Origin of the sequence: Paenibacillus psychroresistens, from assembly GCF_009728935.1 — a bacterium.
In the GTDB taxonomy this organism is placed as follows: Bacteria; Bacillota; Bacilli; order Paenibacillales; family NBRC-103111; genus Paenibacillus_AC; species Paenibacillus_AC psychroresistens.
Window position 1 is genome coordinate 6,449,375 of sequence record NZ_CP034235.1, and the last position, 21,100, is coordinate 6,470,474.

The window sequence follows — 21,100 nt, forward strand, 5'->3', positions numbered from 1 at the left end:
TATTGCTTGGAGAATTATAGTGCTTCGATGATGTCGCTGGCGATGAGCGAGCCAGCGGAATGACGTTTGGCGGCGGCGCGATCGCCTGCCGCGCCGTGCTTGTAGACGCCGAGGCACGCAGCTTGCTCGGCGGTCAGCTTTTGTGCCAGCAGGCTGCCAAGCACGCCTGCAAGAACATCGCCGGCACCGGCGGTGGCCATCCCCGGGTTGCCCGTCGTGTTAACATACACGACGCCTTCGGGGGTGGCGCACACGGTGCCCGTGCCTTTCAGCACGAGTGTTACTCCGTGCTGAACCGCATAGCGGCGCGCTAAGCCAGTGCGTTCCCGTTGCACCTCGTGCACGGGAATGCTGCCTAGCAGGCGCGCCATCTCGCCTGGATGCGGCGTGAGGATCACCGCCGCAGACCTCGCCCCCCACGACGCGAAGTCCGTCGCGTCGGCAATCATGTTCAGCGCGTCCGCATCCACAACCAGCGGACAGCGCGTCCCTTCCCAGATAGCGCGCAGCCATGCGCTATCCCCTTGAAACCTCCCCATGCCAGGCCCGATAACAAGAACATCCTTGTTATCGGCTAACTGGATCACTTCCTCACTGGAGACTTCCGACCAATCGCCCCGCTCCCTGTCCGCAATACCATGCAGCATAATCTCAGGCAATCTCCCTAGCATAGGCTCCAGCAAGCGATTCGGCAAAGCCCAAGAAACCAGTCCGCAGCCTCCGCGCAGAGCGGCATGTGAACATAATAATCCTGCTCCACTCATCTGCCTCGTACCTGCAGCTACCAGAACATGGCCATAAGTACCTTTGTTCGAATCTGCTATTCTTGGCAGATCCATATCTATTCCTAATCGTTCTTTAAACAGAATCTCCTGCAATAAAAAAGTTCCTTCTTGCTCTGCATAACCAGCCATTTAAACTCCTCCATTCTCACTGTTTAATCAGTAAACTTAAAGGTTTCTATAATCGAAGCTTCTTGTTCCAGCAGCTTAAAGTAATCCTCCGCGGTCTTCTTTCCTAATAAAGTGTTGGTATCATAAACTTCACCACCCGGGGACTTTTTAACAAACACCCTGCCATCCCTGACCCCAAGCTTTACATAAGGCTCACCACTTGGCTGGTCTATTAAAAATTCTTTCCATTCATCCACGGAGCCATATTCAAATACACCAAACAGCTCCCCTTTTGTAGAAAAATCATTTTTATGTAGGATGGTTATCCCGCTTTGATATTCCTTTATCGCATACTTATTCTCCCATTCCTTTGGAAACTCAAATGAGAATTTTCCTTTTTCATTTTCATACAACGGATAAATACTAGATACTTTAGGCTTTAGCTCAGGTTTTCCAGACTTAACCTTAATAATCGATTGGTCCGTAACCACTCCTTCTATCATCGATTCCACCACGTACGCTATTTCATCTTTGTTGTTCCAAAAAGGGGTAAAGTATATACCACTGGCATACGAATCAACTATCGAATAGGTATCATTCGTTGTACTATCATAGATAACCAGAGATTCCCTTTCATCCTCTTTTTCAAGATTTAAACTGCTCACTTTCGTATCCGCTAAGTCATCACTTGAATAAACTATTCTAGTTGAATCTGGGGAGAACGTAACATCTCCATAATAATTTATACTTTTCAAGGTTTCCATCGAAGAAGCTTTATACAAATTACCATGATGTTTATGCTCATCTCCAGCTACTAAACCAACTAATAAATAATTTCCGTCTGGTGACCACACAACCGAATTTATACTATCATCCACATCTTTTAATTCAATTGGATCCTTTGCATCCAATTGTTTTACATATACACGAGAAGGCACTTCCTTTGTACTATGTGTACCATTATCATAATAAATATAGAAAACATACTTACGATTTGGTGATTCAGTAACATATTCGATATGATCATTGTTACTCAGCTTTGACAAAGCTTCATTATCGGGGTCACCCACATAGTTCACTAACTCAACTAGTTTCCGTGGTGAGTTTTTCCCCGAGCTAATTGTTTTAAGTATGTCCATACTTTTACCTGCTTTTAATATGTAATCACCTGTTATTAAGTTAAAATCTCTTTGTGACGCTGTTTCTTCATATATGGAATAAATCCCACTAGTGTAACCTATTAGCAACCACAGCTTATCTCTTAGTTGAAATCTAGCGTTTTCATATTCTCTGGTAGAAGATCCCCACATAGAATTCAGAACTACTGAACCCCTATCTACAGCCAAATCCTGTACTGGTTCCTCAATTCCCCCACCGCCACAGTTCTTGCACATAATAATGCTCTTAGCATAAATGGATTTAGTATAACTGCCGTCCTTTTCACCCAAATAAATCGCTAAATCCCTGTTCTCTAATACATCCATTGCCTCAGAGTCAACAATAAAAACCAAGTCTTCTATACCATCTTTATTTAAATCGCCTTCTGCTTTAAGCGGTTCTCCACTCAAATCAGTCGCTATCTTTCTACCTTGAGGTATCAACTCTTCTAACTTGAATTCTTTCTTGGTTTGAGGTGTTTGCGCAGCAACAGCAATCTCCGTTTTTGGTTTCACTGTAGTCTCTGGCTTAACATCAGTCACCAAATCTGCTTCCTTAGACTGACAAGCTGTACATATCAACAAAGCAATAATCATACCAATCTTAAGCTTCATTCTATTTCCCCCTGTTTCACAATAACCTATTATTCGACATCTGCTAGGCTATAACCTTCCATTTATTCCCTGTCACTCTTTCAAAAGCTTGTCATCCCAAACTTGTACTTCTATATATCGCTCTGATCCATTATTACCTGCAGAATTCCATTCTTGCGGCAAACCATATTCATCAATTACTTTATAGTTCTCACCCACAGACGGTTATTTAAGTCACTTAAAGGTTCGAAAACTATCGATGAATTGCTGGGCACTTTTAGATAGATAGCGATCCTTCAACCACAGAACACCAACCTCTGACTGAAACTCAGCATCCTGAATTTCGAGCATCTTAACCACAGTATTCGGAAAGGATGACATCACTGATTTAGGAAACACAGTAGCGCCGATCCCTTGAGCTATAAGCGACATAATGATCGCTACACTTGAACATTCACAAATAATAGTTGGTTCAAAGCCATGGCTTTTACATTCTTCAACCACCTGCTCGTGCATCCGAGTTGTTTTGTCTGTCTTCAATGTTAAGAAAGGATAGCCAGCTAATTCCTTCATCTTAATCTTATGATCACCGAAATTGGAAGCCCATGCACTTGGTATAACGGCTACAAAAGGATCGGAGGGTAAATGGAGTATCTCATAATGCTGCTGGTTTTTGGGTGCCTCAAACGGCAGTCTTGCTAGGATCAATTCAATTTCTCGCTTCTCCAGCTGATCTCCTAAATAATAATGATCACCTTCGGAAAGCTTAAACGTTACTTGAGGATGTTTCTCCCTGAATAACTCAATTTGCTTAGGTAAGAGTGAGATGCAGGAGACAACGGATCCAATTGATAAAACGCCTCGAATGCCTTCCTCTAATTCTTTGACCTCTTTTATTGATTCATCGAATTGATTCAGCAGCATTTCTGCTTTTTGCATTAGCAGCACTCCGGCAGCTGTCAGCTTTAAGCGCATTTTATTACGATCAAACAGCCTAACACCAAGCTCCTCTTCCATTTGCTTCAGCTGCCTGCTTAAGGGAGGTTGTTCCATATTAAGCAGCTTAGCCGCACGCGTAATTTGCCCCTCTTGGGCGATCATCAAAAAATACCTTAATTGACGCATGTCCATAGCTCCACCCCAACTTTCATACCTAAAAGGTATAAACATTAAACAAAATAGATATTTTAAATATATAGGATGAGGTGTTAGGATTCAACTATCGCCAACAGAATCTAAGGAGATGGTTAAGATGGTTCAGCCTTTGGAAATACAATTGGAGCGTTGCAAAGTTAAAAAAATCAAGCCGCCACAGAATCAGCTGGGATTCGGAGTTTATTTTACAGATCATATGTTTATTATGGATTATTCGTTAGAAAAGGGCTGGTACCAGCCTCGTGTTGTACCTTATCAGCCCATTGTCTTAGATCCATCAGCGAAAATATTTCATTACGGTCAAACCGTTTTTGAAGGATTAAAAGCATACAGAACGGAGGATGGACGAACTCTTTTATTCAGACCACAGAAAAACATCCAAAGAATGAACCGCTCTAATGAGCGCTTAAGTATCCCTCAGCTAAATGAGAAGGTTGTATTGGAAGCTTTAGAGCTATTGATCAGTGCCGATCAGGATTGGATTCCAACGGAGCCAGGGACATCTCTGTATATTCGCCCATTTGTATTTGCTGTTCAACCCGCATTAGGTGTATCTCCTTCCACGCATTATCAGTTCGTAATCATTATGTCACCGGTTGGCGCTTATTACCCAGAAGGTGTGAATCCAGTTAAGATCTTTGTTGAGTCCGAGTTTGTTCGCGCCGTAATTGGTGGAGTCGGTGAAGCCAAGACAGCAGGGAATTATGCCGCAGGTCTAAACGCACAAGAAAATGCCAAAAAACAGGGTTACTCCCAAGTCTTATGGCTGGATGGCATTCATAAAAGATATATTGAAGAGGTAGGCAGCATGAATGTATTTTTCAAAATCAAGGGAACTGTTTATACGCCTTCATTAAATGGAAGTATCTTGGATGGTATCACCCGGAGTTCCATTATTCAGCTATTAACGCATTGGAATATTCCTGTTGTTGAGAAAGTAATTTCGATTGAAGAAGTGTATGAAGCCGGTAAAGACGGTTCTTTAGAAGAAGCCTTTGGCACAGGAACTGCCGCCGTTATATCACCCATTGGTGAACTCAGCTGGCAGGATGATAAGCTTGTAATTCAAAACGGTTTAATAGGCGAGCTTTCGCAAAGGCTTTATGACGCTTTAACAGGTATACAAAAAGGAGTTAACTCCGATCCGTTTGGTTGGATGGTAGAGCTTGACCTCACTCCTTGAATCTAACCACTGTCAGAGCGATAGAGTCATAAAGAGTTTGTTTATTCTTGCTCCATAATGGGCTTATTAAGTAAACAAGTGCCAAACCGTAGACCGTTCCCAATAATGAATAAATGATATAATCGGGGTATTCAGAAGGAATGACCATGTGCCAAATGGTGAAATGAGCTAGCTCCCAAGGAAGGAATTTAAGTCCAGAACGAAAAAGCGAGGTTCCAAGTCCGATCTTTTGACCGTAAATGCCAGCTACTACAACCCCCATTTTTCGTTTACCCCATGTTGCATGCGCTTTCGAGCCTTCACAGATGGCAAAATAAAGATATACAGGTAGTGTAATAAATAGAAACCCCGTAAACTCCGCTAACAATGGATTTGTCGTAAACAGCGGAGTCACCAGCGGTTCTATAAGGAAAGATAATCCGATCAGCAGGATGATGTAACCTAAAATGATTACATAATCCCACAAAAAAGCGAATATGCGGGTGCCGAATGATACGTTTTTCATAGAGTGAATCACTTAACCCCCCAGCTCAACTCTTGTTGAAAAATAATCTGCTTGCTACCATCAGCTATTTCACCGATTACGTAGCTTTTCAACCCGAATGAAGCTACATGCTCTATTATGGTTTCCACTATATCCGAATCAACAACCACAACTAGGCCAATACCCATATTGAACGTGCGGAGCATTTCCTTTTCGTCTATGTTCCCAATTTTATGGAGCATTTGGAATAGAGGCAATACTTCAACCTTAGCTAAGTCAATAATTGCATTTAACTCATTTGGAATGACCCTGCTCAAATTCCCTTCAATCCCGCCGCCCGTAATATGAGCCATTCCGTGAAGACCATCCATCCCAAACAAATCTCTCAATGGCTTGTAATAGCAGAGATGCGGCTTCATAATGGCGTCTAGAAAGCTCTCATAACCCACCCTCATATCGAGGATTTCAGGATATTTGTCCATAATAGCTCTAACCAATGTATACCCATTCGTATGTATCCCATTGGACTCAATAGCCAAGACAATATCTCCCTTGCGGATTGCTGAACCGTCTATGATCTTCGCTTTGTCGACGATCCCAACTATACTGGACGTGAGAATGTAAGAACCTTTCTCCAGAACTCCCGGTTGAATAGAAGTCTCGCCGCCAGTTAGAACGCAATCCTGCTCTTTGCAAGCGGATGAAACAGCATCAACAATTTCGCTGATTATTTCTTTTTCAATCGAGCCACAAATAATTGCATCCTGAACAGCAAGAGGTTTAGCACCCATAACAATAATGTCATTGATCAAATGGTTAATCATATCGTAGCAAATGGAGCGAACTCGTCCATGCTGAAAAGCCAGCTTTTGTTTGGAACCCGGTTCCTCTGTTTTCATAACCATTACAGGATGCTCATATTCTGGAAATTTAAAGTCATATAAAGAAGCAAAAGCACCAAGTGAATTCAAAACCCGGCTATCATTTGTCATCAAGCTTTTAGCCATGTTTTGCTTTACTGCATCCGTATCATCAATATCAATTCCTGCTCCAGCATAAGTCAGTTTATCGTTTTCCACTCAATATCCGCCTCCAATTTACTTGTTTTTCCAAACATTGTAACATACCTCAAATGATAACAGAATTCAGTCGTGAGTATAACCGTTAAAATGAACCGGATAATTTAGCGGTTGCCATAGCTTTGGCAGTACTGCGTAAGTTTTCAGTAATGTTTCTTGAACAAGATCCTCTGCGTCCCACGGCGATCCTGTCATAGCTTTGCAATAATGTGTTGACCGAGTCATTTATTCAGACAGCTTTGTTTCAATTCTCCATGACATGGTTAAGTAAAGAATAACAAGCCTATAAGTCGGGCATTGTTAAAAATAAACGAGAATCAAGGAGGAATACACAATGACTGAACATACAAAGGTATATACACTTAACAACATCCTGGAGACACGTAATAAGATTGCCGAACTCGAAAGCCAAGGTTATGTAAAAGAAAAGATTTTCGTCCTGACACATGATAAAAAAAGAACTGAACATATCAGTGAACATACAGATGCTAACGAAATTGGTATTGCGGAAGAAGGTATCATTACAGCAACCGCTAATTTATTCCGTTCTACCGGGGATGAATTGCGAGCTAAGCTGAGATCTGTAGGCGTTTCTAAGGAGCATGCGGAAGAACTGGAATCCGAGATGGATAAAGGTAAAGTCGTGGTACTTACATGGAGCGGCACAATCTATGACAATGAAAACTTTGACCCGAATATTGGTTACTTCGGATATGTTCCGATGATGTAGAGTCCTGCAATTTAAAACAGCCTGCTTCCTTTACGGGAGCAGGCTGTTTCTTATTCTTTATGGAGTTACATCCAATTCATAATCAACTGAATCTACTTCAAAGCCAAACAGCTTGAAGAAATCCTTGCGATACCCTGCAATATCTGACAGCTCTCCGAGATTATCAGTTGAAACCTTATTCCATAAAGTGTCCACTTCACTTTGCACATCGCTCCGCATTTCCCAATCATCTACACGGATACGTCCTTTTTCATCAACAGCTGCTTTATTGCCATTAAACAGCTGTTCCGCGAAAAGTCGATACATCTGCTCAATACAGCCTTCATGCAAGCCTTTCTCTTTCATTACTTTAAATAGTAAGGAAATATAAAGTGGCACAACTGGGATCGCTGAGCTAGACTGTGTCACAAGCGCCTTATTTACAGAAACATAAGCACGTCCGCCTGTAGCTTGCAGCTGATTATTCAAGCTTAGTGCAGTTGCTTCCAGATGGTCCTTGGCTCTGCCGATAGTCCCTTCACGGTAAACCGCCTGAGTGATCTCAGGTCCTATGTAGGAATATGCCAGTGTAGTTGCCCCATCCGCCAAAACTCCAGCTTCCTGAAGCGCATGGATCCACATTTCCCAATCCTCGCCGCCCATAACCGCTACGGTTTGTCTAATTTCTTCCTCGTTCGCTGCTTCTATGGTCACTTCCGTTACTTCGCCTGTGTGAAAATTAACCGTTTTATTCGAATAGGTTCCGCCCAATGGCTTCAATACAGAAGAGAATACTTCACCTGTTTTCGGGTGGGTCCGGCGCGGAGATGCCAAGCTGTATACGACCATATCGACCTGACCCATATTAGCGCGAATCAAATCAATAGTCAGCTGCTTAACCTCATCAGAAAAAGCATCGCCATTGATACTCTCAGCATAATATCCAGCTTCACGTGCCTGTTTTTCAAATTCAATTGTGTTGTACCAGCCTGCTGATGCAGTACGGTCATCTGATGCTGGTCTTTCGAAAAACACACCGATCGTATTTGCTCCAGCACCAAAGGTTGCTGCAATCCGCGAAGCAAGGCCATATCCCGTAGAAGCGCCAATAACCAACACCTTTTTCGGTCCTTCTATGGGGTTCTGACTTTTAACATAATTCACTTGTTCTTGAACTTGATAAGCGCATCCAACAGGATGGGCAGTCGTACAGATAAAGCCTCTAACTTTCGGTTTAATAATCAAGGTTCAAATCCTCTTTTCTTTTATAAATGCAAGCTCTAAAATTATTATAGCGTACGTGCCCTCTTTTTCATACCATAGCTAGCTGGATTATATCCAAACTAAAAGAGCTTCCTAGGAAAATCCCCCAAGAAGCCCTGTACATCAAAATAATATTTTAAAATAGCCTTAAACGGCTCTGATTTCTAACAGCTCATATTGAATGACACCCATAGGTGCAGGTACATTAATAACATCGCCTACACATTTGCCCATCAAAGTCTTGCCTAATGGACTTTCATAGGATATTTTACTTTCCAGAACATCTGCCTCGGCAGGACCAACGATTCGATACTCGATTCGCTCAGAAACTTCAACATCATTAAGCACGACCATAAAACCAACTCGAACATATTTCACATCTACATTATCGGTATCTGCAACTTTAGCTTTATTAAGCATTCTTTCCAAGGTGATGATCCTTCCTTCCATGAAGGACTGATCATTCTTAGCAGAATGATATTCACTATTTTCTTTAAGATCGCCATAGCTGATCGCCGTTTTAATACGTGCGGCTACTTCTTTGCGTTTTACAATCTTCAGGTCTTCCAGTTCAAGCTCCAACTTCTGCAATCCCTCACGGGTTAAAATCACTTCATCTTTTGACAAGTCTACAGCTCCCAATTCCCTATGCATTTTTTTATAGTTATGTGCTCCTTTAAATACTACACTATTTTTGCCCCTTGTGCCGTATTGGTAACATTATTTTTATAATAATAGAAGAAAAGAACAGTATTTAACTGTTCTTGGCATTAAATATGTCTATTCTCCACTAGGAACAGCAAGCTGAACCCCTTCCGTGACTGGAACTCCAAAATTTGGGTTACCATCTTTATCCCAATTAAAGCTCTGCATGCGGACATTTCTTACCCAACCAGAGCCTGCTAATTTTGCGGCATGATAGATAATCCAATCCTCCGTACCGTCTATAGATTTAATAAATGAATTATGGCCGGGGCCGAATACCTCAGCTGTTTTCGAGAATACGGGTAGTTCATGCTTTTTCCAAGAAGCTGGATTCAACAGATCACTGTTTAACTCCGTGCTCAGCATGCCCAAACAATAATCATCGGTCCAGCTGCCGCTTGCTGAATAAACGATGAATGTTTTATCATCATGCATCAGTACCTGAGGTCCTTCATTAATTGTTGGTGTACCCACCATTTCCCAAGCATAGGTCGGTCGTGAAATTTCAACGCCTTTGCCCTTGATTGTAAATGGGTTGCTCATTTCTGCAATGTATAGCTGTTGGCTTACATTAACATCGCCTTCCCAGCCTGACCAAATGAAATATAGGGAACCATCTTTTTTCTCCAAAACTGTCCCGTCAATCGCCCATTTGCCGTCTGTATCAAGCATCCCTTTATCTATATAATTGCCCAGAGGGTCATCCGTTTCCGATTCAAGTACATACATCCGATGATTCTCATTCTGCCCATCATCTGCAGCATAATATACATACCATTTGCCATTTAAATAATGCAGCTCAGGTGCCCAAATATTCGAGGTGTTACCGCCTGTAAGCGGTGGAAACCAAACATCTTTATACTCCGCATCAGCTAGCCCGGTTAAGGTCTTTGATTTCCAAATTCGGATATTCGTTCCTGTGGTTTGCGTGTAGTAGTAAAAGCCATCTTTGGAGGTGACCCAAGGATCTGCCCCGTCTCCGATGATAGGATTAGTAAATGTCTTTATCGCTGGTGACTCAGTCGTTTTATTCACGCTCGAACAACCTTCCATAATGAAAATCAAACATAGAATAACAAGTAATGATCGGAAATGAATAGTCATGGTTTATTCTCCCTTTGCAGCAGCAAATCAGCTTATTGCTTAACGCCAGAGGCTGTTATGGATTTGACGAACTGCTTTTGTCCGATAAGAAAGACAAGTAATGTCGGTAATGTAGATAAGGTTGCTAATGCCATCAATTTTCCATATGACTGTGTAAAGCTCCCCGTCGCCATTACTGCAACGCCAGCGGTCATAGTCCGCATATTCAAATCCGTTACGGTGAAGAATGGCCAAACGTAATCATTGAATACACCCATAAAGGTGAAAATAGCTAATGTAGTTACAATGGATATCGATGACGGCATTAGAATAGAAATGAAGACCTTCCACTTGTTAGCCCCATCAATTCTACCCGCCTCGATAATTTCTGCTGGAAAGGATTGGAAGAATTGCATCAATAAGAATACACCAAGCGCAGCACCCGAATAAGGCAAGATTAGAACATAGTACGTATTAATCAAATTAAAATTACTGAAATTCAAGTATTGTGGCAGAAAGGAAATTATACCTGGCACCATTAGTGATCCCACGAATAACGCAAACAATGTTTTTTTAAAATAAATGTCCAGCTTGACCAGTGCATAAGCAGCCATGGTATCCACAAGTATAACTAAAAATGTTGCCGCAAAGCCAACAAAAAAGGAATTAAACATCCAACGAAAAATCGGAACTTCGACATCACTGCCCGTAAATATACTAGTATAGTTTTCCCAAGTGAATTCTTGTGGAAGCAAATGAAAAGTCGGTGAAATAACCTCAATATCTGACTTCACGGAATTTGAAACCATCCACAGCATCGGCAGAATAAAAATGATTGCCAATACGCTTGCTAGTAAAACATAAAAGAGTTTTTTTGATTTCAAGGTATCCCTACTCCTTTCTATTAGTAACTTTAAATTGAATAATAGAAACGATCATAATGGTTAAGCCCATGAGAATGGCCATCGCTGAAGCAGAACCAATCTCCCGCCCTAAATAAGCCGTTTGCAGAATACCCATCAGCAAGACTTTGGTTTCATCTCCTGCATTACTCATTAAATTAGGCTGAGCATAAACATTATAAGAAGCAATGGTTGTGGTAATCAGCACAAAAATCATCACTGGCTTAATCGAGGGGAGCGTAATACTCTTCAGTCTATCCCAACCATTAGCGCCATCCAGACTTGCTGCTTCATAAAGATCCTCCGGCACACTATTTAATGCGTTTACGAAAATAATCATATTGAAGCCAATCGTCCACCATAGGGTAGATACCACCAATGCGATCCAAACATACGGTGTATCCAGCAGCCAAGGGATGGGATTAAACTCTCGATAGCCAAATTGAGCAATGATGTGATTGAGCAGTCCACCTGTGACATCGAATACTCTTTTCCAAATAACAGCCATTACGGTAGCCGAAACCGAGAAGGGTATAAAATAAACAGATCTAAATAAAGAGCGAAGCTTTTCAGGTAAAGCATTTAAGAGCAAAGCGAAGCCTAATCCGACTAATACCAGAAAGGGAACAGAGAACACAACAAATTTCAAGGTTGCTTTCATTCCGATGAAGAACAAATCATGCTCCTGTGTCCCGGCAGTAAAAATACTCTTGTAATTGGCAAACCCCACATAGGGATGTACTTCATCCAGTAAATTATATTGTTTCAAGCTTATGATAAAGCCGTATATGATCGGAATCAGGGTAAAGGCTAGAAAAGCTAATAAATACGGTAAAATAAATAAACTAGATGTTAGCTTTGATTTCCAATTCGTCGATGAATCCATAATGTTCCCTCCAATACTCTAAAATTAAGGCGGGTATCGGATACCCGCCTTAATTAATAACTATTTAACGATTATTTTTTCATCGCTTGTGTTGATTTTGCTGCTGCGTCATCCAATGCTTTTTTAGGATCTTTCTTACCTTGCAAGGCATTTGCCAATTCACTCCAAATACTGTCTGAAATAGGTCCCCAATTTAATACCTTAGGAGCAAATTGTACATAATCAAATTCTTTGGCAACTTCTACCTGTTGTTGAGTCATAGCTTTGAATGCATCGCTGTCACGTACTACTTTAGAAGCAACCGCTTGACCTGACTCTGCCCAATCAATTGAATTGTCAGATACATATTTCAAGAAATCACCCACACCTGCAAGCACATTGGTATCTGTCGTAGTCTTTGGAATTATAAAATTATGGGAGCCTCCAAAAACTGCTTGTTTAACTGTTCCAAGCTGTGGTACTGGTGCAACGCCATAATTGATCTTCGCTTTGTCGAATGCATCCTTGGACCATGGACCATTAAAATGCATCGCGCTCTTGCCTTGCTGGAATAAATTGAAATCTCCATCAGCTGCTACGATTGGAGGAGAAACCTTCATGGTAGTTAAGCTTCTCATGAACGTGACTGCTTCTACACCAGCAGGTGAGTTATAAGCAATATTACCTTTGTCATCTAGAAAGCTGCCGCCATTTTGAAATAATACGGTTGGGAAGAGAAAGTTTTGAATCCAGAATGTTGGCATAGCTGCTCCCCATACACCTTTGGAAGCATCCGTTAGTTTTAAAGCAGCCGCTACAAACTCTTCACGATTTGTAGGTGGTGCTTCAATTCCAGCAGCCTTAAACAAATCTTTATTGTAGTACATAATAAGTGGGTGAATGTCTAGAGGAATACTGTACCAGTGACCATCTTTTGTAGAATAATCCACGGTCGCTGCAGGAAAGTTAGCTTGATCCACTCCAGCTGTTTTTGCAATTGCCTCAATCGGCTGCAATAAATCCTTTGAAATATAAGTTGGCGTTTGGTCAAGATGCATAATGGCTACATCTGGAACTGATTTTTTTGTTGCGAATGCTGTATCCAGCAGTTTGTAATAATCTCCATTAGGCTGGATTGTCATTTTTACCGTGTATTTATCTTGTGCTTTGTTATATTTATCAACAATTTTCTTCATGAATGGACCATCATTACCTGAGAATGGCGTCCAGAAGTTAATGTTTACCTTTTCACCGTTTGAAGCTGGCGCTTGGGTAGCAGCTGCATCTGTTGAAGCAGCAGGTGCTGCAGATGACTCAGCATCTTTTTTCGTAGAACAACCTGACAACACAATTGCAGAAGCCAACACTGTAACGCCTAAAGTTTGAAACTTTTTCATATTCACCATTTGTATAATCTCCCCTCGATTTGAACTCGTTTTTAATATACCCGCAATTAATAAGTCTTACCATGACGATATCTTAGAACATATGGACATATTATATGAAACAAAAAAAGACCCAAAAATGGGTCTATACAATCTTAAAATATGTCCTGCTGTAAAAGTTATTTTACCTTCACGTAAATCTCCAACTCGCTTAAATCCACAACAATCTTAGCATTGGTGAGAAAATCTGTGCCAATAATAGCATTGATGTGAATTCCATAATCCATATCACCAATTTGTATGGTGTATTCCAGAATAGATGCAGAATCCAAAGTAAGCTTGTCTAAATTCTTCTCGTACACAAACTCCTTACCACCAACACCTCGCATCGTTTGAATTGTATCCGTAAGCTCAGGCTCCAATCCAAGTTCAAGTGCAATCTCCGCTGAGAGCAAAGTTGTTGCGGAGCCTGTATCTATCAACACATTAGAAACTGTAATTTCTTTGCCACGATGAGAAAAAACAGCATCTACAAAAGGCAACCCATAAATCATATTTAACTTCATGGATTTGCCCTAATCCCTGTCCATATTTTCTCCTCAATTTCCAGATGTTCACGTGAGGTATGAACCACATATAACTCTCGATCTTTATTCGCACGATGTAATTGAATATATTTTTTTAAAGCCTCTTTACTATCTTCATTAAAGGAGTCGACAATTGAAATTTCTTCAACGATACGTTTATTGAACTGCGAGGTAGCATCAATTGCTTCAATAAGCACCCATTGCGATGGATAATGGTCTTTCACTTCTTCCCATTGCATCTGTTATTCCTCCATTCAATTAAGAATAATTTCTTAATCCATTATAACAAATTTTGGAGCTATTCAAACATACTTTTTAAATAATATGACTGCACTTAATAGGCAATTTCCTGTGAAGGCTTATTTTACTCCCGCTTACCCTCACGAAACTCAGAAGGAGTTCTCCGAGTAGCTAGCTTAAACACGCGATTAAAATGCCGGATGTTTGTGAAGCCAGTTGCTTCGGAGATTACTTGGATTTTATCATCGGAGTAAAGCAGCATGTTTTTGGCTTTCTCCATCCGCTTCTCTGTGAGAAAATCTACGAAGGATTGTCCGCGTTTACTCTTGAATAGACTGCTTAGATAGGTTGGACTTAGATAAACGATCTCTGCCATCATATTCAAGGTGATAGATTCAGCAAAATGCTCTTCAACATAATTCACAACAAGCTCAACGGGACTGGCTACAAACTTTTTCTTACGGTTCACTATGCAATCAGTCAGATCTCCAATTAACTGCATACAGCGCTCGATTAATTCCTTGCGGGACGAATAGGAGCATACATCCATCAAAACCTGCTTGACATCCGTTCCTTTCAACCATGTTTTGGCAATGGCTAAGTTAACCGCTAACTCATAGAAATGCAGCAGGATTTGGCAAATCTGCTGTTGAATCATCTCTGGATCCTTCCATTCCTCGCATAGCTTAGTGATCAAAAGCTCTGTGTGCAGCTTGGCATTTCGTTTATCGCCTTCTTGAACAGATTGCTTCAATGCATGCCAATCATAGGAATGAAAATCAAATTTATCAGATGTCAGCTCTGCAAGTGTTGTTGCCGAAAGCAATCTGTCTCCACCTATAACCAAACGATATAGTAGCGCCATTTCTGCTTCTTTAAACGAAATAGCAATCGACTCCAAATCCTTGGCAGGACTGCCCATTCCAAAAGTAATGGTAAGATTAGATAAGTTATGAATTTCATGACGAATTCGCGTGGTCAATTGCTCTATATCTTCCTGGATTGTTATATCGTTTTCGTGGCTTAATAAAACAATAACCTGGGTTTCAGATAGAATAAAAACATAACCCAGCATAGAAATATCAACAAACTCTTGAATAAACTGCCTAATATAAAGCGAAAATAAGGAAGGATCCATCTGATTGTATCTTTCATCCGTAACCGAATCGCGATCTAGCTTGGCAATCAAACAAGTAATGTAGGCCTTAGGAAAGCTAATCCCAACACTTTCGAGCAGCTCTGTCTCCGCATTATGCACGCTTCCCGTTAATAAGCCTTCGAGTACATGCTGGCGCATTTGTGCCTGAACTTGTTTATCCTCTGTGCCCATTTTACTGCCTATATTATCTTTAACATGCGTCCATTCCGCTTTAATTGTGTCCAGCAATTTATATAATTCTTCTCGATCAAAAGGCTTCATTAAGTAATCCTTCGCCCCTAAGCGCAAGGATTCTCTAGCATATTGAAAATCATTATAGCCGCTCATAACTACACAGGCTACTTCTGGATAGCGTTCCTTAACGATATATTGCAGCTGAATCCCATCCATCCGCGGCATTTTGATATCGGTAATGATGAGATCAGGCTGTCGCTCTGCTATTTTCTCGAGCGCTTCCACTCCATCACTGGCTTCACTAATGACTACCCAATCGGAGTTCATTTCAGCGATCATAAGCTGAATTCCTTTATGGAAGATGGTTTCATCGTCTACAATTAATATGGTTGGCATTTCAATTCTCCTCCATTACTTCGACATCCGTAAACGGTAATACCAGACTTATTGTTGTGCCTTTGGCCAGGTCGCTTTCAATTGTTAAACCAAACTGATTGCCATAACGCAATACAATTCTGCGATGTACATTCATTAAGCCGTGCCCGCCTTTTCCTTCCTCAGGATTGACAATGCTAGTTTTTTTATCTAGTAGAGCTTGCAATTGCAGGGCATTCATGCCCGCTCCGTCATCTTGAATCTTGATTACCATCGTGTCATCGATTTTCTTGCCCGATAAGATGATTGTGCCAAAACCATTTCCTTTCTCAAAGCCATGCACAATACTATTCTCAACTATAGGCTGCAGAATAAACCGAATAACCGAGCCTTTCAATAATTCAGGCTCTACCTCGACATAAAATTGAATTTTGTGTTCAAAGCGTATTTGCTGAATAGCCATATAGCCTTTGACATGCTCGAGCTCCATTTCAAGCGGTACCTGACTCTTCTGACTGTTAATGCTGTAACGAAGCAGCTTGCTCAAGCTATTGGTCATCTTGACTACTTCACGATTGCCTTGAATTTCGGCATACATGCTGATAGAACCTAATGTGTTATATAGAAAATGAGGGTTAATCTGGCTCTGCAGCGCCGCGATTTGCGAATTTTTCTCCCGAATCTCAGATTCGAATAGGCGATAGCCCAAATCACTAAGCTTAGATACCATGGTATTAAAGGATTGGCTAAGCTGCCCAATTTCATCTCTGCTGCTGATTGGAATCGAGACATCTAGGTCGCCGCGTACAACCTTTTTCATTAAATTACGCAATTCGCTAATTGGATTTGTAATGCGCACCGCAATCCAAATAGAAATGATAACTCCAAGCAATAGACAGATCAACCCGATTAAAATAATGTAATTCCTTACCTGGACCGTATCCGCAAGTAAAGTTGCTAACGGCACCATCTCCATCATCTTCCAGCCTGTGATCGGAGATGTATAATAGGAAAGCAATACTTTATCGTGCTGCTGGCGAAACACAACTGTCCCTGAACCGCTATATTGATTAATGGCATTTGGTTCGATCTCGAAGGCTTGGCTTTTGTAAACCAAATCTCCTGTTTCATCCAGAATGATAATATTTTTATTCTCGTTGGTTAAGGCTTCCATTTTATTGCGAATGATATTCTTATCTACATCAAGCACGACATAACCAAGCTCATTGCCTGTTTCAACACTGCGAATTTTTCTCGCAAAAGAGTAATTATTCTCGTTTTTGGACTTCACATAAACCACTTTACCTGTTTGAGAAACCTTAGCAAACCAAAGCTCATCTTTAACACTTTTATAAGAATAATTTGGCTGAGCTTCGGACAACACCTCGTAAGCTCCACCAACTGAACTGTAAAGTGTAATCCCTGTAATATCAACCCGTCCATTCGCAAATACCCGTTTAGTAAAATCCTCTAAATTAACTCTTTCTGTAAAAGGCAGCGGCTCGTCCGGCTTTTTGGGCGCTGCTAGATATTGAATAATTTCAGGTGCTTGGTAGGGCATTAAGCTTAATAAATTCAGCTCATTCATATAGGTATCAATATTCGCCGTCAATTCCTTCACGACATCCATTTGATATCTGCCGATATTTTTTTGAATCGATGTTGAATAGCTTGTATAAGTCAAATAGCTGGCTATAGCAAGCGGCAAAGCGATCAGAATAAAGTTAATGACAACTAATTTAGTGACCACAGGAAGATTCTTAAACCATTGAATTCGCTGTTCCAAAAAGCCCATGCTATTCCTGAATGTTCCGAGTAATAATGCTTTGAGCATTGTGCAGCACCTCTTGTGGAGAAAGTTGACCTGCCATCATCTTCTCAAATTCACGTACGATTTCATCATTGATTTTCCCCTGCTTAGGATTATTCGGGAAATATTTCACATCATCTGCAGAGCTTGCATAATCGGGACGATACTTCATCTTCTGGAATTCCTCAGACTCGACCGCTTTAGTAACAGCTGGGATATGGCCTGCTTTCGCCCAGCTTGCTCCATGCTCCGCTACCCAATTGGCGAACTTAATCGCAGCAAGCGACTTCTGTTTATCTTGATTCTTATGGTAGGGGATAGCAAAGGTATGTGAATCCCCCCAAGCAGCAGGGTGATCATAGATCACTGGAATTTTCGTAACGCCAAAGTCCAAGCCAGCTATTTTCTCAAAAGTGCCTGTTGCCCAAACGCCTGTTATTAATACGGCTGCCTTTCCGGCAGAGAATGTAAGAACTGTATCATTGATATTGGCTGGAATGAGCTTACTGGTATAAAGAGAGTTTACATACTGCAAGGATTTCAATGCAGATGGATTATCGATTGCTGCTTTTTTGCCGTCGTCGGTGTACATCCTACCACCATCTATATTCATTTGATTATACAGGGAATACCATAACCAATAGGCATCAATCCGCACATTAGGTTCAGCCAGCGGAGCAATATTGGCGGGGATATTCTGCTGGAGCCGCTCTAAAAAGCTAGTAAATCCTTCTTCACCTTGTCGTAGATCAGGTTTTTCAGACTGATCCAAAAGCCCCGCTTCCCGCAACCATTTTTTATTATAATACATGACCTCCAAATGCGTATCGAGCGGAATCCCATAATGTTTATCGTTAATGACCGTGCTCTTTAGAATGGCTGGGTTGAATTCCTCCCATTTCACTCCTGCCTCTAACGCCAAAGAATCAATATCCGTTAGAAAGCTAGCTGGTACATACTGTGAATATTTGGAGGAATGAATAATGGCTACATCCGGCGCCTCTTCCGTCACAATCGCAGTGGGAAGCTTCGTATAATAATCGCCTGAATTATTGTTAATCTGCTCCACTTTAATATGATCTTGATTCTCCGCATTAAATTGCTGGATCAAGGCTGCCATAAATTGGCCGTCTCCGCCGCTAAACGGGGACCAAAACGTAATCCTCACTTTGCTGACTGCCGACTCCTGCGGTTGGGGAGCTTTGTGCATTGTGCAGCCTGATATATATAAACATAAAATCAAAAGTAAAATACTTCTGACTCCCCCTTGAAATTTACCCTTCATTTTAGAGCTGCCTCCTAGGATACTTCTAGTACCCTTAAGTATACCTGAACAGCCCCTCAGCTCATACGTCACTTTTTAATATCTACTAGACATATTTTACGATTTTATTGAATTTCTAATTTTCCCGACCTATAAACCTTAAAAAAGCTCCACTAGGAAAAACCCTAGTGAAGCCGATTAATTTACTAAAGCTAACCTTTAACGGCTCCCCCAGTAATGCCTTGCACAAAATATTTCTGAACAAATAGAAAGAGGATAATAAGTGGAATCAAAATGAGTGTAATCGAGGCCGATAGCGGACCCCAATCTGTGGCAAATTGTGACTTAAAGGAAATCACACCAAATGGAATGGTCCTCAAGCTGGACATGGAAAGCGAGATAGACGCCCAGAGGAGCTCCCCCCACAGTCCAACAAAGCTGAATATTGCACAAGTGGCAATGGCTGGCATCATTAACGGCGCGGTTATTTTCGTAAAGGTCTGAGCTTCCGTGCATCCATCCATCCTCGCTGACTCCAATAATTCAATAGGCAAGGTTTTAAAAAACCGATGAAATATAAAAATCGTCATGGGCAAGGACCAGCCTACATAGGGGATAATTAGCGAATAGTAGCTTCCCAGCAGCTTCATCTTACTCATCATAATATAAAGCGGCATAATGACCATTTCCGATGGCAAAAAAGTAGTCGATAACAGCAGGAATAAAATCAAGCCAGTAAAAGGTACTCGAAGTCTCGCTAATGCGTAGCCTGCCATTGCACCAAACAATAGGATAATAGCGACACTTATCGCAACAACAATCAAGCTAGTCATAAAATAAGCACCGATATGCGCATCGATTAATGCCTTTGGAAAGTTACTCCATGCAAATTTTTTCGGCCATAGCCATACATTGGTATAGAACTCCTCTGTTGACTTTAAGGAGGTCAAAGCTACGAATAAAATCGGATAGACCGTTAGGATGATGAATACTAATAGAAACGTTCTGCTGGTGGTGATTTCTGCAATATCTACTTTTCGTTTGATCTTAGTACTCATACTGCTCCCCCTTCAGAATACGGTTAAAGACTACTATAAAAAGCATCACAATGATTGTGAGCAGGAATCCCATAGCCGCGGATGCGCCGAATTCATTGAAGGTGAATGCGGTATCGATCATATGCAAAGGAATTGTTTTCGAGATGGAGCCAGGTCCTCCTCCAGTCATTACAAACACAAGGTCATAGGTTTTGAATTGCAGAACCAGGGTGAAAATGACAGACAATTGAATAATTGGTTTGATCAGTGGAAGCACAATATGGATCCATTGTTTGAAGTAAGTAGCGCCGTCCAATTTACTGGATTCAAATAAGGAGATAGGAATTGATTGCATCGCTGCAAAACAAAGCATCATAGTTAACCCGGCAATTCGCCATATCCCAACCGCAATAATCGACAGAAGTACAGTATGGCTATTCTCTAACCAGGCCGTAGCAAGCGCGCCTGCACCAATTAACCGTAAGAATTGATTGATTAAGCCCATTTCCGGGCTAAACATAAAAGAGAATAAGAGACCAATAATCGCAAGCGGCAGCATAGATGGCATAAACAGAATTAAACGGTACACAGCACCTTCTTTTTTACCTAAGCGATAAATAAATGCAGCAAGCATAACACCGATTATTACAGCAACAACAGTGGAAAGTACGGCAATATACACGGAGTGATATAAGCTTATTCGCGTTGTCTCATCAGCCATCACATCTTTATAGTTTTTAAGCCCAATCCATTTATAGATCTTAAAGCCATCCCATTTCTGAAAGCTCAGCATGAAATTCCATACTGTAGGTATGAAGATGGTATAAGCGATCATAACTAGTGCCGGTATGAGAAATAAGATCCCGGTTATGCTTGTTTTATAATGAAGCTTGCTTCGGGCTTTAACGAAGGCTTTCGGCTTGATATCTGCAGTAGGATTCATGTATTATCCACCTTCTCTTTCATATTAAAATGAGACAGGCTGAGATTAAGCTCA

At 41.2% G+C, this 21,100-nt stretch carries 21 protein-coding genes and 1 pseudogene; 2 read left to right on the forward strand and 20 right to left on the reverse strand.

Annotated elements, in window-relative coordinates; genetic code table 11:
- Positions 1 to 14: 14 nt before the first annotated feature.
- From EHS13_RS29255 to EHS13_RS29265, 4 genes and pseudogenes are all read right to left on the reverse strand, one after another.
- A pseudogene (locus tag EHS13_RS29255) lies at positions 15 to 902 on the reverse strand (NAD(P)H-hydrate dehydratase); the annotation flags it as partial.
- A gap of 35 nt (positions 903 to 937) precedes the next feature.
- On the reverse strand, positions 938 to 2,665 hold the full coding sequence (locus EHS13_RS29260; protein WP_155703769.1) for a TolB family protein: 1,728 nt from the start codon (positions 2,663 to 2,665) through the stop codon (positions 938 to 940).
- A gap of 72 nt (positions 2,666 to 2,737) precedes the next feature.
- Positions 2,738 to 2,863, reverse strand: a complete 126-nt coding sequence (locus EHS13_RS37290) for a hypothetical protein (protein ID WP_264373556.1) — start codon at positions 2,861 to 2,863, stop codon at positions 2,738 to 2,740.
- A gap of 15 nt (positions 2,864 to 2,878) precedes the next feature.
- Positions 2,879 to 3,775, reverse strand: a complete 897-nt coding sequence (locus EHS13_RS29265) for a LysR family transcriptional regulator (RefSeq protein WP_155703770.1) — start codon at positions 3,773 to 3,775, stop codon at positions 2,879 to 2,881.
- 121 nt (positions 3,776 to 3,896) lie between these two features.
- Between EHS13_RS29265 and EHS13_RS29270 the strand changes: the two genes are divergently transcribed.
- Positions 3,897 to 4,982 (forward strand): branched-chain amino acid aminotransferase, encoded by a 1,086-nt coding sequence (locus EHS13_RS29270; protein ID WP_155703771.1) that lies wholly within the window; start codon positions 3,897 to 3,899, stop codon positions 4,980 to 4,982.
- Here EHS13_RS29270 and EHS13_RS29275 read toward each other — a convergent pair.
- The 3 genes from EHS13_RS29275 to EHS13_RS37645 all read right to left on the reverse strand — a co-directional run bounded on the left by EHS13_RS29275 (position 4,972) and on the right by EHS13_RS37645 (position 6,770).
- Positions 4,972 to 5,487: an RDD family protein gene (locus EHS13_RS29275; protein ID WP_155703772.1), complete on the reverse strand. Its 516-nt coding sequence runs from the start codon at positions 5,485 to 5,487 to the stop codon at positions 4,972 to 4,974. The two genes, EHS13_RS29270 and EHS13_RS29275, sit on opposite strands and share 11 nt — an antisense overlap.
- 8 nt (positions 5,488 to 5,495) lie before the next feature.
- Entirely contained in the window at positions 5,496 to 6,545 is a 1,050-nt protein-coding gene (purM, locus tag EHS13_RS29280) for a phosphoribosylformylglycinamidine cyclo-ligase (protein WP_155703773.1), read from the reverse strand.
- Between the two features lie 66 nt (positions 6,546 to 6,611).
- On the reverse strand, positions 6,612 to 6,770 hold the full coding sequence (locus EHS13_RS37645) for a sigma factor (RefSeq protein ID WP_155703774.1): 159 nt from the start codon (positions 6,768 to 6,770) through the stop codon (positions 6,612 to 6,614).
- A 109-nt stretch (positions 6,771 to 6,879) separates the two neighbouring features.
- Between EHS13_RS37645 and EHS13_RS29290 the strand changes: the two genes are divergently transcribed.
- Positions 6,880 to 7,275: a YflT domain-containing protein gene (locus EHS13_RS29290; RefSeq protein ID WP_155703775.1), complete on the forward strand. Its 396-nt coding sequence runs from the start codon at positions 6,880 to 6,882 to the stop codon at positions 7,273 to 7,275.
- A gap of 57 nt (positions 7,276 to 7,332) precedes the next feature.
- Here the strand turns inward: EHS13_RS29290 and fabV are convergent, their stop codons facing one another.
- The 13 genes from fabV to EHS13_RS29355 all read right to left on the reverse strand — a co-directional run bounded on the left by fabV (position 7,333) and on the right by EHS13_RS29355 (position 21,046).
- Positions 7,333 to 8,499 (reverse strand): enoyl-ACP reductase FabV, encoded by a 1,167-nt coding sequence (gene fabV, locus EHS13_RS29295; protein ID WP_155703776.1) that lies wholly within the window; start codon positions 8,497 to 8,499, stop codon positions 7,333 to 7,335.
- A 165-nt stretch (positions 8,500 to 8,664) separates the two neighbouring features.
- Positions 8,665 to 9,144, reverse strand: a complete 480-nt coding sequence (gene greA, locus EHS13_RS29300) for a transcription elongation factor GreA (protein ID WP_155703777.1) — start codon at positions 9,142 to 9,144, stop codon at positions 8,665 to 8,667.
- A 153-nt stretch (positions 9,145 to 9,297) separates the two neighbouring features.
- Positions 9,298 to 10,326, reverse strand: coding sequence for a glycoside hydrolase family 43 protein (locus EHS13_RS29305; RefSeq protein ID WP_155703778.1), 1,029 nt, complete (start codon positions 10,324 to 10,326; stop codon positions 9,298 to 9,300).
- A gap of 32 nt (positions 10,327 to 10,358) precedes the next feature.
- Positions 10,359 to 11,189 (reverse strand): carbohydrate ABC transporter permease, encoded by an 831-nt coding sequence (locus tag EHS13_RS29310; protein WP_227013582.1) that lies wholly within the window; start codon positions 11,187 to 11,189, stop codon positions 10,359 to 10,361.
- A 7-nt stretch (positions 11,190 to 11,196) separates the two neighbouring features.
- Positions 11,197 to 12,093, reverse strand: a complete 897-nt coding sequence (locus EHS13_RS29315; protein WP_155703779.1) for a carbohydrate ABC transporter permease — start codon at positions 12,091 to 12,093, stop codon at positions 11,197 to 11,199.
- A 71-nt stretch (positions 12,094 to 12,164) separates the two neighbouring features.
- Entirely contained in the window at positions 12,165 to 13,469 is a 1,305-nt protein-coding gene (locus EHS13_RS29320; protein WP_227013584.1) for an ABC transporter substrate-binding protein, read from the reverse strand.
- 167 nt (positions 13,470 to 13,636) lie between these two features.
- Complete coding sequence (locus tag EHS13_RS29325) at positions 13,637 to 14,023, reverse strand: retropepsin-like aspartic protease (RefSeq protein ID WP_155703781.1); 387 nt, start codon at positions 14,021 to 14,023, stop codon at positions 13,637 to 13,639.
- Entirely contained in the window at positions 14,020 to 14,283 is a 264-nt protein-coding gene (locus EHS13_RS29330) for a hypothetical protein (RefSeq protein WP_155703782.1), read from the reverse strand. Before EHS13_RS29330 ends, EHS13_RS29325 begins: the two co-directional genes overlap by 4 nt.
- A gap of 125 nt (positions 14,284 to 14,408) precedes the next feature.
- On the reverse strand, positions 14,409 to 16,013 hold the full coding sequence (locus EHS13_RS29335) for a response regulator (RefSeq protein ID WP_155703783.1): 1,605 nt from the start codon (positions 16,011 to 16,013) through the stop codon (positions 14,409 to 14,411).
- Position 16,014: 1 nt separating this feature from the next.
- Positions 16,015 to 17,826 (reverse strand): sensor histidine kinase, encoded by a 1,812-nt coding sequence (locus EHS13_RS29340; RefSeq protein WP_155703784.1) that lies wholly within the window; start codon positions 17,824 to 17,826, stop codon positions 16,015 to 16,017.
- Entirely contained in the window at positions 17,789 to 19,087 is a 1,299-nt protein-coding gene (locus EHS13_RS29345) for an ABC transporter substrate-binding protein (protein ID WP_155703785.1), read from the reverse strand. The genes EHS13_RS29340 and EHS13_RS29345 overlap by 38 nt, the downstream gene beginning before the upstream one ends.
- A gap of 191 nt (positions 19,088 to 19,278) precedes the next feature.
- On the reverse strand, positions 19,279 to 20,124 hold the full coding sequence (locus EHS13_RS29350) for a carbohydrate ABC transporter permease (protein ID WP_155703786.1): 846 nt from the start codon (positions 20,122 to 20,124) through the stop codon (positions 19,279 to 19,281).
- Entirely contained in the window at positions 20,114 to 21,046 is a 933-nt protein-coding gene (locus EHS13_RS29355; RefSeq protein WP_155703787.1) for a carbohydrate ABC transporter permease, read from the reverse strand. Before EHS13_RS29355 ends, EHS13_RS29350 begins: the two co-directional genes overlap by 11 nt.
- Positions 21,047 to 21,100 lie beyond the last annotated feature (54 nt).

Excerpts from the sequence above, each read along its gene's own strand:
- EHS13_RS29260 (WP_155703769.1), bottom strand. The coding sequence starts at position 2,665 with ATGAAGCTTAAGATTGGTATGATTATTGCTTTGTTGATATGTACAGCT.
- EHS13_RS29265 (WP_155703770.1), bottom strand. The coding sequence starts at position 3,775 with ATGGACATGCGTCAATTAAGGTATTTTTTGATGATCGCCCAAGAGGGG.
- EHS13_RS29270 (WP_155703771.1), top strand. The coding sequence starts at position 3,897 with ATGGTTCAGCCTTTGGAAATACAATTGGAGCGTTGCAAAGTTAAAAAA.
- EHS13_RS29275 (WP_155703772.1), bottom strand. The coding sequence starts at position 5,487 with ATGAAAAACGTATCATTCGGCACCCGCATATTCGCTTTTTTGTGGGAT.
- EHS13_RS37645 (WP_155703774.1), bottom strand. The coding sequence starts at position 6,770 with ATGACTCGGTCAACACATTATTGCAAAGCTATGACAGGATCGCCGTGG.
- EHS13_RS29290 (WP_155703775.1), top strand. The coding sequence starts at position 6,880 with ATGACTGAACATACAAAGGTATATACACTTAACAACATCCTGGAGACA.
- EHS13_RS29305 (WP_155703778.1), bottom strand. The coding sequence starts at position 10,326 with ATGACTATTCATTTCCGATCATTACTTGTTATTCTATGTTTGATTTTC.
- EHS13_RS29315 (WP_155703779.1), bottom strand. The coding sequence starts at position 12,093 with ATGGATTCATCGACGAATTGGAAATCAAAGCTAACATCTAGTTTATTT.
- EHS13_RS29320 (WP_227013584.1), bottom strand. The coding sequence starts at position 13,469 with ATGAAAAAGTTTCAAACTTTAGGCGTTACAGTGTTGGCTTCTGCAATT.
- EHS13_RS29325 (WP_155703781.1), bottom strand. The coding sequence starts at position 14,023 with ATGAAGTTAAATATGATTTATGGGTTGCCTTTTGTAGATGCTGTTTTT.
- EHS13_RS29330 (WP_155703782.1), bottom strand. The coding sequence starts at position 14,283 with ATGCAATGGGAAGAAGTGAAAGACCATTATCCATCGCAATGGGTGCTT.
- EHS13_RS29335 (WP_155703783.1), bottom strand. The coding sequence starts at position 16,013 with ATGCCAACCATATTAATTGTAGACGATGAAACCATCTTCCATAAAGGA.
- EHS13_RS29340 (WP_155703784.1), bottom strand. The coding sequence starts at position 17,826 with ATGCTCAAAGCATTATTACTCGGAACATTCAGGAATAGCATGGGCTTT.
- EHS13_RS29345 (WP_155703785.1), bottom strand. The coding sequence starts at position 19,087 with ATGAAGGGTAAATTTCAAGGGGGAGTCAGAAGTATTTTACTTTTGATT.
- EHS13_RS29350 (WP_155703786.1), bottom strand. The coding sequence starts at position 20,124 with ATGAGTACTAAGATCAAACGAAAAGTAGATATTGCAGAAATCACCACC.
- EHS13_RS29355 (WP_155703787.1), bottom strand. The coding sequence starts at position 21,046 with ATGAATCCTACTGCAGATATCAAGCCGAAAGCCTTCGTTAAAGCCCGA.